This window comes from Streptomyces sp. NPDC048420 (assembly GCF_040651535.1).
Classification (GTDB): domain Bacteria; phylum Actinomycetota; class Actinomycetes; order Streptomycetales; family Streptomycetaceae; genus Streptomyces.
In genome coordinates this window covers 92,503-108,124 of sequence record NZ_JBEZKG010000012.1, presented here as the reverse complement: position 1 = coordinate 108,124, position 15,622 = coordinate 92,503, and the positions used below count along the sequence as shown (strand labels likewise).

The window sequence follows — 15,622 nt, the reverse complement described above, 5'->3', positions numbered from 1 at the left end:
GATGTGTACGACGGATGACGCCACGATATCCCCGAGTGCCACCTTTGGGGAGTGCTGGCGGCACTCAGTGCCACCGTCCGTGGGGAAGGGTCCGTACGGCAAGATGACGGCGTGACCGACGCAGCAGACGCCGCCGCCCCGGACCCCGCCTCCATGCGCAAGCAGTACCGCGCGGAGGGCCTCGCCGAGACCGACCTGGCCGCCACGCCCGTCGAACAGTTCGCGCGCTGGTTCAAACAGGCCGCCACCGAGGCGCACCTCTTCGAGCCGAACGCCATGGTCGTCTCCACCGCGGACGCCGAGGGCCGCCCCAGCTCCCGCACGGTGCTCCTGAAGCAGTTCGACGAACAGGGCTTCGTCTTCTTCACGAACTACGACTCCCGCAAGGGCAGAGACCTCGCGCAGAACCCGTACATCTCGCTGCTCTTCCCCTGGCACCCCATGGCCCGCCAGGTCATCGTCACCGGCGTCGCCCGCCGCACCGGCCGCGACGAGACCGCCGCGTACTTCCGCACCCGGCCCCACGGCTCCCAGCTCGGCGCCTGGGCCAGCGCGCAGTCCTCGGTGATCGAGACCCGCGAGACCGTCGACACCGCCTACACCGACCTGGCCACCCGCTACCCCGAGGGCGAGCAGGTCCCGGTCCCCCCGAACTGGGGCGGCTTCCGGGTGGCCCCGCAGACCGTCGAGTTCTGGCAGGGCCGCGAGAACCGCCTCCACGACAGACTGCGCTATGTGGCGCAGCCGGACGGGAGCTGGCGGGTGGAGCGGCTGAGTCCCTGAAACGCAGGCGACCCGCGAGCTCTGGGTCCCTCCGCCTGACGGCGGGGGAGCCGGCCGGACGTTACCGGCGAGCTCGCGGGTCGGGTGACTGCGTTGGATTGGCCGGCTGCGTGCATCTCGTACACGCTGGTCCGGCACCGCACTCGGTGGGTGACGGGCCGCTAGCCCGCAGCCACCTCTTCCGTCCGGTATGAATACATCTGCCGAACCACCTCCTCTCCGAAGTACCCGCAGCCTAAAAAGACTGCCCCCTCCGGTTCAACCCCTTTTTCGGGGGAGGTGCATCGGCAGTCCCCGAAGTCGATGGACGCACCCGGAACGACCACCTAGCGTGCGGCCCATGACTGATCTGCGGATCGAACCCGTCGTAGGGGACGAGATGGCCGAGGAGTGGCGGTACGTGCACAACGTGATCGTTCCGCCCGCCGCCATGGGACTCGCGGACGTACGGGAGCGCGGTCGGCGGTACCGGCTGGAGAACGCGTATCTCGGGACCACGCTCGTGGGCTGCTCGACCGTCCGGCCGCCGGACGGGGAGGACGCCGTGGCGACCGTCATCGCGCGCGTGCTGCCCGATTACCGGGGACGGGGTTTCGGGACTGCTCTGTACGAGAAGGGTCTCGATCACGCGCGCGTGCTCGGCGCCCGGGTGATCGAGACATGTGTGCTGGCCGTCAATGGGGACGGGACGCGGTTCGCGCGGGCGCGCGGGTTCGTCGAGGTCGACCGCTATGTGCTGGACGGCGAGAGCGACGAGTGGATCGACCTGCGGCTGGAGCCGGACCGGGGAGCCGTTTAAGGGGATTCCGGGCGTTTCCGGCGTACAACGATTCTCTTAATCTTGCGGGAACGTGGTGTGTGCTGCGTCACGTTCGAGTTGAATGATTGTTAGTGAGCGAAGCAGCCGGCAGGGGGTCCAGGTGAGTGCTTCCCGGCGTAGTGGGACCACCGACGAGCTGGGTCCCGACGGGCCCGGGCCGGACGGCCCGGAGGGCTCGGGCGGTGGCTCGGACCTGCTCGCCGCGCTCCTCGACGGGATGGACGCGGCACTGTGCGCCTTCGATGCCGACGGGGTCGTCACGCACTGGAACCGTGAGGCCGAGCGCATCCTCGGCTGGACCGCGGCCGAGGCCGTGGGCCGGCACGGCTTCGCCGGGTGGGCCGTACGGCCGGCCGACGCCGAGGAGGTCGAGGGGCGGCTGATGTCCGCCATGCGGGCCCCCGGCCGGCAGGTGCACGAGTTCGCGCTGCTGACCAAGGACGGCGGCCGGGTCCTCGTGCGGACCCAGTCCGCGGCCGTACGAGGACCGGACGGCGAGCCCGCCGGGCTGTACTGCGCCTTCAGCGAGGTGCACACCCAGATCGACCTGGAGCGGTCGATCGCGCTGAGCGAGGCCCTGTTCGAGGACGCCTCGTGGGGTGTCGTGCTGGTCGACGCGGATCTGCGGCCCGCCGTGGTGAACGCGCACGCGGCCCGGTCGCTGGGCGTCGGGCGTACGTCCGTGCTGGGGCGGCCGCTCGGGGAGTTGCTCGCGCAGGGCGTGGAGGAGCTGGAGAGCGCGCTCACGCATGTGCTGGCCGAGGGAGCGCCGCCGGCCCCGGCCGAGATCTGGGTCGGGGTGCGGACGCCGGACGGTGAGAAGCGGCGCTGCTGGCGCTCCGGCTTCGTACGGCTGGCCTCGCCGCTCACGGAGGAGCCGGTGCCGTTGGGCGTCGGCTGGCTGTTCCACGACGTGACCGAGGCCAAGCAGAGCGAGCAGGAGGCCTCGCTGCTGCGCTTCCGCTCCAACCAGCTGCACCGGGCGGCCCGGGCAGCGGCGGAGTGCGAGGACCCGACCGAGGCGGCGGTCGTCCACCTGGACTTCGCACTCGCCGGATTCGCCGACCACGCGCTGATCGACCGGGTGGCCGGGGGTGCGGTGGCCGACGGGGAGGAGTCCGGTCCGGTCAGGCTGGTACGGGTCGCGGCGACACCCTCCGGGGCACCCGGGCCGAGCCTGCAGGCGTCGGGCGCGGCCGGACTGCCCGTGCGGTACGGGGAGGGCCATCCGGCACTGCAGTGCGTGGACCGGGTGGGCTCGGTGCGGGCGAGTGTGGGGACGGTGCCGGCGGACCGGGCCCGGGAGTGGGCCCTGGCCCGGCAGTGGCCCGGGGACGTGGTGCACGCCCTGTGCGCGGTGCTGCGGAGCCGGGGCCGGACGCTGGGTGTCGTGACGTTCCTGCGGGGCTCCGGGAGGGGGCAGTTCGAGCGGGGCGATGCGGTGTACGCGGAGGATGTGGCGGTTCGGATCGCGTCGGCGTTGGATCTGGGCGGAGTGGTGGGGCGGGTGTAGGGCTTGCAGGGCTACTGCCGGTAGAAGATCCGCTCCCCGTACTCCTCGAACACCCGCTCGTTCCACTCCAGCCCGCCGTCCACGTTCCCCGACCGCAGCAACGGCGGCTCGATCCCCCGCTCCGCCAGCGCGCCCGCCGCCGTGGCCATCACCGCCTGCAACAGGGCCGACGTCACCACCGTGGACGCGGGCGCGAACGGTGCCGGGACGGTGTCCAGGGAGAGCACCGCGTCTCCCACGGCGATCTTGGAGTCGAGGACGACGTCGCAGTGGTCCTTCAGGAAGGTGCCCGAGGAGTGGCGCGGTTTCGTCGACGTCGTGTACGCGACCGACGTGACGCCGATGACCTTCACGCCCATGGAGCGCGCGGTCAGGGCCATCTCCACGGGGAGCGTGTTGCGGCCCGAGAGGGAGATGATCACCAGCGCGTCGCCCGCGCGGAGTGGTGAGCAGCCGAGGACCGTGCTCGCGAGGCCGTCCACGCGTTCCAGGGCGGAGCCCAGCGTGGCGGGCATGACGTCGACGCCCACGACTCCGGGCACGGTCAGCAGGTTCATGAGGGCGAGTCCGCCGGCCCGGTAGACGAGGTCCTGCGCGGCGAGCGAGGAGTGTCCGGCGCCGAAGGCGAAGAGGCGGCCACCGGAGGCGACGGTGTCGGCGAGGAGCGCCCCGGCCGCCGTGATCGCCTCGCCCTCCTCGTCGCGGAGCCGTTGCAGCAGCCCGATCGCGGCGTCGAGGAACTGTCCGGACAACTTGTCGTTTCTGGTCGCGGAGCCCGTCTCGCCCATGCGTCGCCCAACCCTTCGTCGCCGTGTCGCGGATCACCGTGCGGTCTGGACCAGTGGGATGTCAATACGGCCGCGGGCCCGGTCGTAACCGCTTGGTTTCAACGGCGCGGCACGCTTGTCAGTGGTATCCGGCAGAATTGACGTCAGGGCCAGCGCACGCGCCGGGAAGCTGTCGTGCTTCCGGCAGATCTCATCAAGGGGCACGTATGTCCGGACTGATCGACACCACGGAGATGTATCTCCGCACCATCCTCGAGCTGGAGGAGGAAGGTGTGGTCCCCATGCGCGCCCGGATCGCCGAGCGGCTGGACCAGAGCGGGCCGACGGTCAGCCAGACCGTGGCGCGGATGGAGCGGGACGGGCTGGTGTCCGTCGCCAGCGACCGGCACCTGGAGCTGACGGACGAGGGCCGACGGCTGGCCACGCGCGTGATGCGCAAGCACCGGCTCGCGGAGTGTCTGCTGGTCGATGTGATCGGCCTGGAGTGGGAGCAGGTCCACGCGGAGGCGTGTCGCTGGGAGCATGTGATGAGCGAGGCGGTGGAGCGCCGGGTGCTGGAGCTGCTGCGGCACCCGACCGAGTCGCCGTACGGCAACCCGATCCCGGGGCTTGAGGAGCTGGGTGAGAAGGACGGCGCCGATCCCTTCCTGGACGAGGGCATGGTGTCGCTGGCCGAGCTGGACCCGGGTCTCGACGGCAAGACGGTCGTCGTACGCCGTATCGGCGAGCCGATCCAGACGGACGCGCAGCTGATGTACACGCTGCGTCGGGCGGGTGTGCAGCCCGGTTCGGTGGTGAGCGTGACGGAGTCGGCCGGCGGGGTGCTGGTGGGCAGCGGCGGTGAGGCGGCCGAGCTGGAGTCGGACGTCGCGTCGCACGTGTTCGTCGCCAAGCGCTGAGCGGTGCCGCGAAGGGCTGGCGCGAAGGGGTGGCGCCGGTTCTCAATTGCCGGAACCTGTGAGGCGGTTGGGGCGGTTCCGGTCTCGTCGAATCCGAGATTCACGGTGCGGAATCGCAGCGCTTCGACGCTTCCCGTGCAAGGCTGTCGCGTGGGGCATATGACCTGAGGGGGCGGGCGGATGTGCCGTAGACGTGTGGATGGCCCCGGCACCTTACAGTGCCGGGGCCTGTCCTCCCCGGTGCTGACCCGGAGCCCCGAGCTCCCAGGGTCATTCCCCTCGGACCGATTTCCCCGAGCGGTCCGCCTCCCGATGAAGATCTCCCCTCGGCTGCGGCGATCATTCCTTGCGCGTGGTCACTCGAACGAGGGGTGTTGTCGCGCAAGACCGCATTTTCGAATATGCATTCGATAACCTGAGGGTGACGTGGCGCGGGGGACATGCGCTGCAGAGATGGGCGACGAGAAAGCGGCAGGCAGGGCAAGCACAGCAGGCACATCAGTCAGAGGGCCAGGGGGGTGCCAATGGCGCAGCGCATCGACGTGACCGGAGCGGGCGGCGTACGTCTTGCGGCCTGGGAGTTCGGTGACCCTCCCAAGACCGACCCGGAGAAACGATCACCCGGGGTGCTGTTACTCCACGGCCTGATGGGCCGTGCCTCGCACTGGGCGTCCACCGCCCGCTGGCTCTCCGAGCGGTACCGGGCCGTCGCGCTCGACCAGCGTGGTCACGGCCAGAGCGACAAGCCCCCTCGGGCCTCCTTCACCCGTGACGCGTACGTCGAGGACGCCGAGACGGCCCTCGAACAGCTCGGCCTCGCCCCGACCGTTCTCATCGGCCATGCGATGGGCGCCCTGACCGCCTGGCAGCTCGCGGCCCGACGTCCCGACCTGGTCCGCGGACTGATCATCTGCGACATGCGGGCCTCCGCCCTCGGCGCCGCCTCGCAGCGGGAGTGGGGCGAGTGGTTCAGGGCCTGGCCCGTCCCCTTCGCCACCCTCTCCGACGTCCGCAAGTGGTTCGGCGAGGACGACCCCTGGGTGGAGCGGCCCAACCCCGCGCGCGGTGAGTTCTACGCCGAGGTGATGGCCGAGTCCCCCGACGGCTGGCGCCCCGTCTTCGAGCCCGAGCAGATGCTCCAGTCCCGCGAGACCTGGGTCCACGACGCCCACTGGGAGGAACTCGCCCAGGTCAGGTGCCCCACCCTGGTCGTCCGTGGCCTCGACGGTGAGCTGGGCCGAGCCGAGGCCCAGGAGATGGTCCGCGTCCTGCCCCGCGGCGAGTACGCCGAGGTCGCCGACGCCGGCCACCTGGTCCACTACGACCAGCCGGAGGCGTGGCGGGCCGTCACAGAGCCGTTCCTGGACGGCTTGGACGGCTTGGGCAGTCCGGACGGCCTGGGCGGCGGGGACACCGGCTGACCCCCGGCCTCCGGCGAACCACGCTCGCCGGAGGCCGGGGGCCGTAACGGATCAGCGCACGTCGACGTAGTCGCCGCCCGCCGTGGCGGTCGCGGTCGTGGCGCTGCCCGCGAAGGTGTAGCGCCAGAAGCCGTCGGTGGTCGCCTTGACCGTGGTCTTCAGGTTCCCGGTGCTGTTCGTCGTGACCGTCTTCACGGTCGTGTACGTGCTCGCGCCCTTCTTGCGGAACTGCAGCTGGACCTTCTGTCCCACATACCCGTGGAAGCCGCCGAGGGTCTCCCAGTCGGCCCGGGAGAGCTTCCCGGTGACGGTGAGGGTCTTGTTCCTGGCGACGGGCTCCGGCGAGGCGTTGACCGTGAGGGCCGCGTCCCGCAGCACCGGCACCGCCTTCACCGCGTGTCGGTCGGCGAACCCGACACCGTCGCCGGACTCGGCCCAGGCGGCCGTGTTCCAGGTGCCGGCGAAGGCGTTGCGCCCGAAGTTCCAGCGGGGCTGGATGTAGGCGAACTGGGCCGTGCAGGTCGACGTCGTCGCGCCGACCCTGGTGCAGGAGGCGGGCGAGGTGCCGTAGAGGACCGCGCTCGGGGCGTCGTAGGACCCCTTGTAGAGGTACATGTCGCCGCTCGCGATGCCCGACGGGTCGGTGGCGGTGAACTTCGCCGTGAACTGCTGGAGCGGCTGGTCGCTGAGACGGACCGGCTTGCCGCCGTTGACGACGACGTTGGAGATCCGGGTCGAGCCGGCCGTCTCGTCGCCCTGCCGGGCCGGGCCCCCGAAGGCCCGCACGAGCGTGCGGCTGAGGCTGCCGCCCTGGTCGTCCACGGCGGTGACACGCAGGGTGACGTAGGCGGCGCCGGCCGGGACGGCGTACTGCGCCGAACCGTCCTCCGCGAGCGGCAGGTCGGTCCAGGTGGTGCCGCCGTCGGTCGAGGCGGCGAGGCCGGTGACGCGGGTGTGCGCGGTGTCCGCGTCGGCGTTGCGGGTGGACGCGGTCGCGGCGACCCGCACTGTCCCGGCACCGGCCCGGCCCGAGGCGTCGAGGCCAAAGACCTTCACCTGGGCGTCGATCAGCGGGAGCTGTTGCCCGGCGGCACCCGCGGAGGTGCTGCCGGAACGGAACGTCCACGTGTTGTGCACGTCGGTGGCCAGCCGCGCGTACGGCACCCGGCGGTGCACGCTCTGCTGCAGGGTGTACGACTGCTCCCGCACCGGCAGCGCCGAGGACATCAGCGAGTGGTACGCGTCGATGCCGGAACCGTCGGCGTAGACCACGCCGTCCGCGCCCGTCAGCCGGTACGACGAGCGCGCGCGGTCGTCGGTCCCCTGGTGCCCGTCGGCGTCGCCGAACGCGCTTCCCTCGTCGAGATAGAACCTGTGGTTGTAGAGCTCCGAGCCGGTGCCCTCTCCGAGCACGGGCTGGAGCGGGGCCGCGCCCAGTGTCTCGCCCGCACCGGTGCCCGCGGGCAGGGTGCGGGCGGGCAGGTTCAGGTACTGGTCGAAGGTGCCGTAGTCCAGGATCCGGCCGTACTCGACGCCCGGGGTGACGTACTCGGTGACGGAACCGGCCACCGGTACCGCGTTGCCTATGTAGACGCCGGTCCAATCGCCGAGGTACGGCACCGACTGGAGGACGGCGGTGGTGCGGGTGCCCGGGGCGCCGATCCGGGTGACGGTCCTGGCCAGGGAGGCCCGGGTGACCTTCTTGACCGGCGAGGCCGGCACGGTGTTGGTGAAGCTGTGGGTGAGGTCGTAGCGGTAGGGGCTCGGGACGTTCGCCGAGGAGCCCTTCTTCGCCAGGACGTCGTGGATGCGCAGCGAGACGCCCGGCAGGGCGAACGGCGTGACGTACACCTTGGCGTCGTCGGCGCCCGCGAAGCCCGCCACGTCACCGCCCGGCACGCTCAGCCAGACCGCGGCGGACTGCCGGGTGGCGCTGGTGTCGTCGGTGCGGATGCCGGTCTCCTTGGCCGCCCGCTGGTCGAAGGTCACCGTCCTGGCGGCCGAGCCGACCGTGAAGGACTGCGTGAGCAGATAGCTCGGCTGGAGGAAGTCGGAGTGCAGCGCCACCGCGAAGTAGTCGCCGGGCGGCAGCTTGACGCTGGACGTCGGCCCGTACGCGTCGCTGTCGACCGGGTACGACGTCCAGGTCTTGCGGTCCCAGACGGTGAACAGCTTGCTCGCCACGTCCGCGTGCGTGATCGTCAGCTTGACGGAGTACGTCGAGGCGGCGGCCGTCGTCGCGGCCGCGGGGGCCGACTTCAGCGCGAGGCTCGCCGGCTCCCGCTCCGCCGCGCGCTCGGCGCTCGGCCGCACCGACACCGTGCCGCCGAGGGACGCGACGGTGTAGCGGGTCCGCTCCGCGCTGTCCGCCGCGGTGACCCGGAGGTTCCGGCCGCCGACGAGGTCCACGCGGTCGCCGTTGCCCAACTCGACGCCGGGCGCGCCCGGCCGAGAGGTGATCCTCCCTGTGCCCTCCGGTGTCGGAGCCGCCGTGGCCGGGGGCGCGAGAAGTACGGACGCGGCGATGACCGCCCCGCACAGCCCCGCCCCGACGGATCTTCGAACACCGTGCATGAATGAGCCCCCTTGCCCCTGATCCCCTTCGCGACCCACCTGGTTGACACCTCACAGGAGTCGCTCGGTTCACTCTAAGGGCCGACTCTGACACTCGAACACCTGCTTGTGTCAGCCCTTGCTGACCGCCACCAGGATCTCCGGCAGTTGGCGAGCCGTCCGCGGCGCCGCCAGCCGCAGCCCCCCGAACGTGATCACCGCCCCGTACACCGCGCCCACCGGCAGCAGCACCCAGCTCCACTCGTCGCCGTCCGCGCTGACGTTGGCCCAGATCGTCAGGGCGATCACGGGCGCGCACAGCAGGGCGGCCGAGACCATCCCGCCCACGACGGCGGCGGCGGCGAGCCCCGACTGCCCCGGGGCCACGTTCTTGTGGCCCTCCTGCGGAATGGAGTACGGGAAGCGGGCCGACGTCCACGCCCCGGTCGCCAGCATTGCCCCGAGCAGCGCGAAGGACATCCCGAGCACCTCGGGCAGTTTCGGCCAGTCGTCGGTCAGCGCGGTCGTCAGAACGGTGACGAGCGTGGCGTACGGCAGTGTGATGACCAGCAACGCCAGTGCACGCGCGCGGAGTTCGACGTAGGCGTCCCGCGTCGAGGAGATGGTCATCGCGACCATCCAGAACGCGGAGGTGTCCTGCCCGAACTGGTTGTACATCTGCACACCGAGCATCCCCGCGGCGAAGCACGAGAAGTAGATGGACCCCGTGCCCTGCACCGCGTTGAACACCGGCACGATCAGCCCGATGGCCAGCGAAGTCACCCACGCGGCCTTGGTCTTGGGGTCGCGCCACACATAGCGCAGGCTGCGTTCCATGACGGTGCCGGTACGCCCGGCCGGCAGCAACCGGGCCGGCCCGCTCGAACTCCGCTCCCGCGCGGCCCCTTCGGCGGAGGGGAGCGTGGAGCCGTCGGGCGAGGTCATCAGCCGGGTCAGATGACGCGACCAGAGGGCGAGCAGTCCCGCCAGCGCACCGGCGGACAGGGCGAGTTGGAGGACGGCGACACCGTACGACCCCTCGCTCGCCGAGTCGACCGCGCCGATCGCCGAGGCGGGCGGGACCCACTTCAGCACCTCGGCGGGCCCGTCCAGCTGCCCCAGGCCGCCCGAACCGAGGCGCTGCGCGCCGAAGTTGACGACCTGGGCGCCGACGGCGATCAGCAGTCCGCTGAGTACCGCGAGATCACGGCCCTTGCGGCTGGTCAGCAGCCGGACGTTGGCCACGGCGACGGCCCGCGCGAGCGCCACGCAGACCAGCAGCGCGAGCCCGACGCCGAGCACGGCGAAGACGTATGCCGTCCCGCCGTGCGCGACCGCGACGACGGACCCGACGAGCATGCAGAGCGTGAACACCGGCCCGATGCCGAGCAGCGAGGCCACCAGCAGTGCCCGCACCAGTGGCCGCGGCCGCAGCGGCAGCATCACCAGCCGGGTCGGGTCGAGGGTCTCGTCGCCGCCGGGGAAGAACAGCGGCATCACGGCCCAGCCGACGGCCAGCACCGCGACCAGCGGGACGACGACGGAGCTGGCGTGCTCGTTGCCGCGCAGGACGATGAGACCGAGCAGTTGCAGGACGGAGAAGAGCAGTACGGCGACGGCCGAGGCGATGTAGGCGGCCCGTCGCCCGCCGGACTGCCGCAGTCCGTTCCTGAGCAGCGACAGTTTCAGCCGTACGACGACCGGTGTGATGTCTCCCGTCATCGGGCCCCGCCGCCCAGCCAGTCGAGGTCGGCACCGGCGTTCTGCCCCTGCGCGCCCACGAGTTCCAGGAACGCCCGCTGCAGCGAGGGCGCGGCCCCGCGCACCTCGTCGAGCGGTCCGTGGGCGCGGATACGGCCGGCGGCCATGACGGCCACCCAGTCGCACAGGGACTCCACGAGCTCCATCACATGCGAGGAGAAGACGACGGTGGCGCCGGAGGCGGTGTACCGCTCCAGCACTCCTCGGATGGTCTGTGCGGAGACCGGGTCGACGCCCTCGAACGGCTCGTCGAGGAACAGCACTTCGGGATTGTGGAGCAGGGCGGCCGCGAGCCCGATCTTCTTCCGCATCCCGGTCGAGTAGTCGACGACCAGCTTGTGCCGGGCCCCGGCGAGATCCAGCACATCGAGCAGCTGAGCGGCCCGCCGGTCGACCTCGGCACCGGGCAACCCGCGCAACCGCCCGCTGTACGCCAGCAGTTCCCGCCCGGACAGCCGCTCGAACAGCCGCAGCCCCTCGGGCAGAACGCCGATCCGGGCCTTGACGGCCACCGGGTCCTGCCACACGTCGTGCCCGACGACCGTGACGGTTCCCTGATCGGGGCGGAGCAGCCCGGTGACCATGGAGAGAGTGGTGGTCTTCCCTGCCCCGTTGGGCCCGACGAGCCCGATGAACTTCCCGGCAGGCAGTTCGAGATCAATTCCCCCTACGGCAACCTGCTCCCCGAACCGCTTCCAGAGCCCACGCACACTCACAGCCGACGTCATGAACGCCAACTTTAGGGGTGCACGTCACCTGTCCCTACCGCACGCATAAGCAAGCGGCGAGATCAACTCCTCGGCATCCGGCAGCCAACGGTTCGCAGGGGTAGGACGGCAAGCCCACTGCACAGCCCCGGACGACCCGAAGCGAGTGGGAGGCGCAGCGACATACGCCCCCTCCCCAGGCGCGACCAGATCAAGGGACGAGGGAGCCCACCCGAGCTTCCCCACCAGCTCCGGCACTTTCACCGACGCCCCCGGCAACACGAAGAACTGCATCCGACGATCGGGCGTCAACGTCACCGGCCCCAGCGTCAACTCCATCCGCTCCATACGGGCCAGCGCCAGGAACCCCGCGGTCTCCGGGACGGAAATCGCGTCGAAGGTCCGGCCCGTCGGCAACAAAATGGACGCCGTCGGCTGCTTCTGCCACATCCGGCGCGCGACCGTCGCACTGCCGGTGGCCTGCGTCGCCCAGTCCTCCCGCGCGGGATGCGCCCCGGGTGCGGCGCACGCGGTGTCACCGCAGGAGCACCGCTGCACCCCGTCGACGGCTTCCAGCCAGGTCCCGGGAAAGACGTCCCAGTGGCGCTCCTCGGCGTAACGTACGGCTGTCTCCAGCAGCGATTCCCCGCGCTGCTTCGGAATCTGAGCGGCTTCGGTACCCGCGATCGTCTCTTCCACGCTGAACACAACTCCCGCACCCACCTCGGGTTACGGCCGTACCGCGCGCGGGGGAAGCGCATCGATTCCGCATCCGGGGCGCATGGATGCATGTGTGGGGGCGCAGAGGAGGAACCTCCGCGTGAGCTGGGTAACCACGTGTGGGGTCGGTACGAGTCTCTACCCCGGCAATCCTGGCATGCCTCGCATTTTCGACACGTTGGCGGGGCATTGATCTTCAAGGCCGGATCTTTTCGGTGGTCCGGTGGAAGACACGTCAACTCGGTGCGTGGGCAGGCACCGCAGCCACAGGGGGTACGCCATGGCCGCAAGGCCTCTCGTCGCGCGGCAGCCGAACGAACGGCTGCAGGCGCTCATCCAGGAGGCGGGGTGCTCGAACGCCGGGCTCGCCCGCCGGGTCAACATGTGCGGCGCCGAGCACGGCCTCGACCTGCGCTACGACAAGACGTCCGTGGCCCGTTGGCTGCGCGGACAGCAACCGAGGGGGCGGGCCCCCGCGATCATCGCGGAGGCTCTCGGGCGCAAACTCGGCCGTACGGTCACGATCGACGAGATCGGCATGGCCAACGGCAAGAACCTCGCCTCCGGGGTGGGTCTCCAGTTCTCGCCGACGGTACTGGGCGCCATCGAGCAGGTGTGTGAGCTGTGGCGCAGTGACGTGGGCCGCCGGGACTTCCTGTCCGGCTCCTCGGTCGCCGCGTCCGCGCTGGTCGAGCCGAGCCGGGACTGGCTGATCTCCTCGCCCGACTCGCAGGTGGCACGCCAGGCGGGCCCGCGCGTGGGGCAGTCCGACGTGGCGGCGGTGCGGGCGATGACCCAGGCGCTCGTGGACCTCGACCACCAGTACGGCAGCGGGCATGTGCGCCCGGTCGTCGTGCACTACCTCAACAGCGTGGTCTCCGGGCTGCTCGCGGGGTCGTACCGGGAGGCGGTCGGGCGTGAACTGTTCGCCTCCGTCGCACGGTTGACCGAACTCGCCGGGTACATGGCGATCGACACCGGGCAACCGGGCCTGGCCCAGCGGTACTACATCCAGGCGCTCCGGCTCGCACAGGCGGCCGGCGACCGCGGATACGGCGGCTATGTGCTCGCCGCGTCCATGAGCCACCTCGCCGCGCAGCTCGGGAACCCGCGCGAGATCGCCCAGTTGGCGCGGGCGGCCCAGGAAGGGGCGCGGGGCCGGGTGACACCGCGTGCGGAGGCGATGTTCCACGCGGCGGAGGCCCGCGGACACGCGCTCATGGGCGATGTGCGGGCCACCCAGGCGGCGTCCGGGCGGGCCGTGCACGCGCTGGAGGCGGCGGACCCGGCCGGCGGCGACGACCCGGCGTGGATCGCGCACTTCGACGAGGCCTACCTCGCCGACGAGTTGGCCCACTGCCACCGCGACCTCGGTCAGGCCGACGCGGCCGCGCGATGCGCCCAGGAGTCCCTGGACGGGCTTCCCGAGAACAAGGCGCGCCGCCGGGCCATCGGCTACGTCCTGCTGGCCAGCGCGCAGGTGCAGCAGCGCGAGATCGAGCAGGCCTGCAACACCGGTCTGAAGGCGGTGGAGTTGCTGGAGACGGTCCGCTCCAACCGGGGCGCGGAGTACCTCGACGACTTCCAGCAGCGCCTCGATCCGTTCCGGGACGAGCCGGTCGTCAGGGAGTTCGGGGCCCGCCTCGACCTCCAGGCGGCCGCATAGAGGAGGACAGGTACAGCGGATACGGGCCCGGAACCGTCACGTGATCACCAGGGAATTGTTACTGCGGTCACAGGGACGCAGGTCACGTCCTGTGCTACGTGGCACCGGGCTCGGAGGACCCGGTAGCGTGAGCCGACGATTCCGAAGTTCCCCCATAAGTAGGAGTCCCGGTGACGCAGAGTGGACAGGGCGAGCAGCCCTCGGCGCGCGAAGCGCGCGAAGGCATCGTGCTGCCCTCCGACGGCGGGGAACCCCTGCTGCCGGGACAGACGGGCGGATACGGCGGCCCGCAGTCCGGATACGGCGGTGCGCAGCCGCAGGGCGGTTACGGCAGCCCTCCGCAGGCGGCCCCGTCCGGCCCGGCGCCCGACGGGGCGTACGGCCAGCCGCCCGGCGGCCAGGCCTGGGGCACCCCGTGGGGCCCCGACCAGCACCAGGACTCGGCCCAGCCGCAGGCCCAGGACTGGTCGCAGCCGCCCGCCCAGACCTGGGGCACTCCGCAACAGCCCGGCGGCATACCGCCCGAGGCCCCCTCGCAGTCCCAGCCGCTGCCTCCGCAGGAGGGCCAGGTGGCGCCGTACGCCGCCGCGCAGCAGCCGTCCGCGCCGGGCTACGACACCAACGAGCCGACCTCCTACTACCTGCCGCCGGTCGGCCGGCCCCTCCCGCCGGCCTCCGCCCCGCAGTCCCAGCCGCTGCCTCCGCAGGAGGGCCAGGTGGCGCCGTACGCCGCCGCGCAGCAGCCGTCCGCGCCGGGCTATGACACCAACGAGCCGACCTCCTACTACCTGCCCCCGGTAGGCCAACCCCTCCCGTCGGCCCCTGGCACGCCCGCCTCCGCGCCCCTGCCGCCCGCCGACGAGGGCGCCACCCAGTTCATCCCGCCGGTCGCGGCCGCGCCCGGCGCCCCCGAGGGAGCCACCCAGTACCTCCCGCCCGTCCGCCCCGGCGCGCTCCCGCCCGAGGCCTCCGCGGGAGCCCAGTTCCAGGGGCAGTCCCCGTACGCCCCGCAGCCCCCGCAGAACGCCGGCCCCGACGCCGAGGCCACGCAGTTCATCGCGCCCGTGCCGGGACAGGCCCCCGGCGCGTCCTACGGCGGGGAACGGCAGCCGCCCTCCGAGTTCGACAACCTCTTCAGGGGCGGACCGGGCACCGACGGCGGGGCCGGGGCCACCCAGCAACTGCCGCGCTTCGCCCAGCCCGAGGCCGTACCGCACGGGTACGCGGCCCACCAGCAGCCGTACGGCGCCCAGCAGCAGCCGTACGCCGCGCAGCAGCAGCCGTACGCCGCGCAGCAGCCGCCGTACGTCCCGCCGGGCGGTGACGGCTACGACGACGGCGACCGGGGCGGCCGTGGACGCTCGCGGGTGCCGGTCATCGCCGCCGTCGGCATCGGCATCGTCGTGCTCGGCATCGGCGCGGGCGCGCTGCTCGCCGGGGGCGGCGGTGACGACCAGGGGAACAAGAACCAGACCGTCTCGGCCACGGCCCCCGCGACCGACGGGTCCGCCTCGCCGGCGGCCGACGCGGCGCAGGCGCAGGCCGTGGAGCTGGACAAGCTGCTCGCCGACAGCGGCAACAGCCGTTCCTCGGTGATCAACGCGGTGGCGAACGTGAAGTCCTGCAAGAACCTCGCCGCGGCCGCCAAGGACCTGAGGGCGGCGGCGAGCCAGCGCACCGGCCTGGTGACCCGGCTCGGGGCGCTCTCGGTCGACCAGCTGCCGAGTCACACCGAGCTGACCGCCGCCCTCACCAAGGCCTGGCAGGCGTCCGCGTCCGCGGACAACCACTACGCGGCCTGGGCCGACCAGGCGGCCGGCAAGAAGGGCTGCAAGAAGGGCCAGGCCCGCCCCACGGGCCAGACCGCGGCCGGCAACCGGGACAGCGGCACCGCCAGCACCGAGAAGGCCAAGGCGGCCCGGCTGTGGAACGTGATCGCGAAGAAGTACAGCCTGACCGAGCGCTCGGCGACCCAGCTGTAGGTGCCAGGC

12 protein-coding genes are annotated in these 15,622 nt (G+C 71.8%); 7 read left to right on the top strand and 5 right to left on the bottom strand.

Going from position 1 to position 15,622, the window contains the following annotated elements; genetic code table 11:
• The first annotated feature begins 111 nt into the window (after positions 1-111).
• The 3 genes from pdxH to AB0D34_RS23405 all read left to right on the top strand — a co-directional run bounded on the left by pdxH (position 112) and on the right by AB0D34_RS23405 (position 3,116).
• Entirely contained in the window at positions 112-783 is a 672-nt protein-coding gene (pdxH, locus tag AB0D34_RS23415) for a pyridoxamine 5'-phosphate oxidase (RefSeq protein ID WP_362664355.1), read from the top strand.
• A gap of 340 nt (positions 784-1,123) precedes the next feature.
• Positions 1,124-1,582, top strand: a complete 459-nt coding sequence (locus tag AB0D34_RS23410) for a GNAT family N-acetyltransferase (protein ID WP_362664353.1) — start codon at positions 1,124-1,126, stop codon at positions 1,580-1,582.
• Between the two features lie 121 nt (positions 1,583-1,703).
• Entirely contained in the window at positions 1,704-3,116 is a 1,413-nt protein-coding gene (locus AB0D34_RS23405; protein ID WP_362664351.1) for a PAS domain-containing protein, read from the top strand.
• An 11-nt stretch (positions 3,117-3,127) separates the two neighbouring features.
• Here AB0D34_RS23405 and AB0D34_RS23400 read toward each other — a convergent pair whose 3' ends face one another.
• The gene (locus AB0D34_RS23400) at positions 3,128-3,904 is read right to left on the bottom strand and encodes an SIS domain-containing protein (RefSeq protein WP_362664349.1); all 777 of its coding nucleotides are present in this window, start codon (positions 3,902-3,904) and stop codon (positions 3,128-3,130) included.
• Positions 3,905-4,110: 206 nt separating this feature from the next.
• Between AB0D34_RS23400 and AB0D34_RS23395 the strand changes: the two genes are divergently transcribed.
• Together AB0D34_RS23395 and AB0D34_RS23390 are read left to right on the top strand one after the other, a co-directional pair.
• Positions 4,111-4,803 carry a metal-dependent transcriptional regulator gene (locus AB0D34_RS23395; RefSeq protein ID WP_057608532.1) on the top strand — a complete coding sequence of 231 codons (693 nt, stop codon included), beginning with the start codon at positions 4,111-4,113 and terminating at the stop codon, positions 4,801-4,803.
• A 524-nt stretch (positions 4,804-5,327) separates the two neighbouring features.
• On the top strand, positions 5,328-6,224 hold the full coding sequence (locus AB0D34_RS23390) for an alpha/beta hydrolase (RefSeq protein ID WP_362664347.1): 897 nt from the start codon (positions 5,328-5,330) through the stop codon (positions 6,222-6,224).
• 51 nt (positions 6,225-6,275) lie between these two features.
• Here AB0D34_RS23390 and AB0D34_RS23385 read toward each other — a convergent pair whose 3' ends face one another.
• From AB0D34_RS23385 to AB0D34_RS23370, 4 genes are all read right to left on the bottom strand, one after another.
• The gene (locus tag AB0D34_RS23385; protein WP_362664346.1) at positions 6,276-8,798 is read right to left on the bottom strand and encodes a hypothetical protein; all 2,523 of its coding nucleotides are present in this window, start codon (positions 8,796-8,798) and stop codon (positions 6,276-6,278) included.
• A 111-nt stretch (positions 8,799-8,909) separates the two neighbouring features.
• Positions 8,910-10,499, bottom strand: a complete 1,590-nt coding sequence (locus tag AB0D34_RS23380; protein WP_362664344.1) for a transporter — start codon at positions 10,497-10,499, stop codon at positions 8,910-8,912.
• The gene (locus AB0D34_RS23375; protein WP_362664342.1) at positions 10,496-11,266 is read right to left on the bottom strand and encodes an ABC transporter ATP-binding protein; all 771 of its coding nucleotides are present in this window, start codon (positions 11,264-11,266) and stop codon (positions 10,496-10,498) included. Before AB0D34_RS23375 ends, AB0D34_RS23380 begins: the two co-directional genes overlap by 4 nt.
• A gap of 24 nt (positions 11,267-11,290) precedes the next feature.
• Positions 11,291-11,953 (bottom strand): bifunctional DNA primase/polymerase, encoded by a 663-nt coding sequence (locus AB0D34_RS23370; protein WP_362664340.1) that lies wholly within the window; start codon positions 11,951-11,953, stop codon positions 11,291-11,293.
• 292 nt (positions 11,954-12,245) lie between these two features.
• Here AB0D34_RS23370 and AB0D34_RS23365 point away from each other — a divergent pair, with 292 nt between their 5' ends.
• A complete protein-coding gene (locus tag AB0D34_RS23365; RefSeq protein WP_362664338.1) occupies positions 12,246-13,631 on the top strand; it encodes a transcriptional regulator in 1,386 nt (461 codons plus the stop codon).
• 170 nt (positions 13,632-13,801) lie between these two features.
• Positions 13,802-15,613 (top strand): hypothetical protein, encoded by a 1,812-nt coding sequence (locus AB0D34_RS23360; RefSeq protein WP_362664336.1) that lies wholly within the window; start codon positions 13,802-13,804, stop codon positions 15,611-15,613.
• Positions 15,614-15,622: the final 9 nt, after the last annotated feature.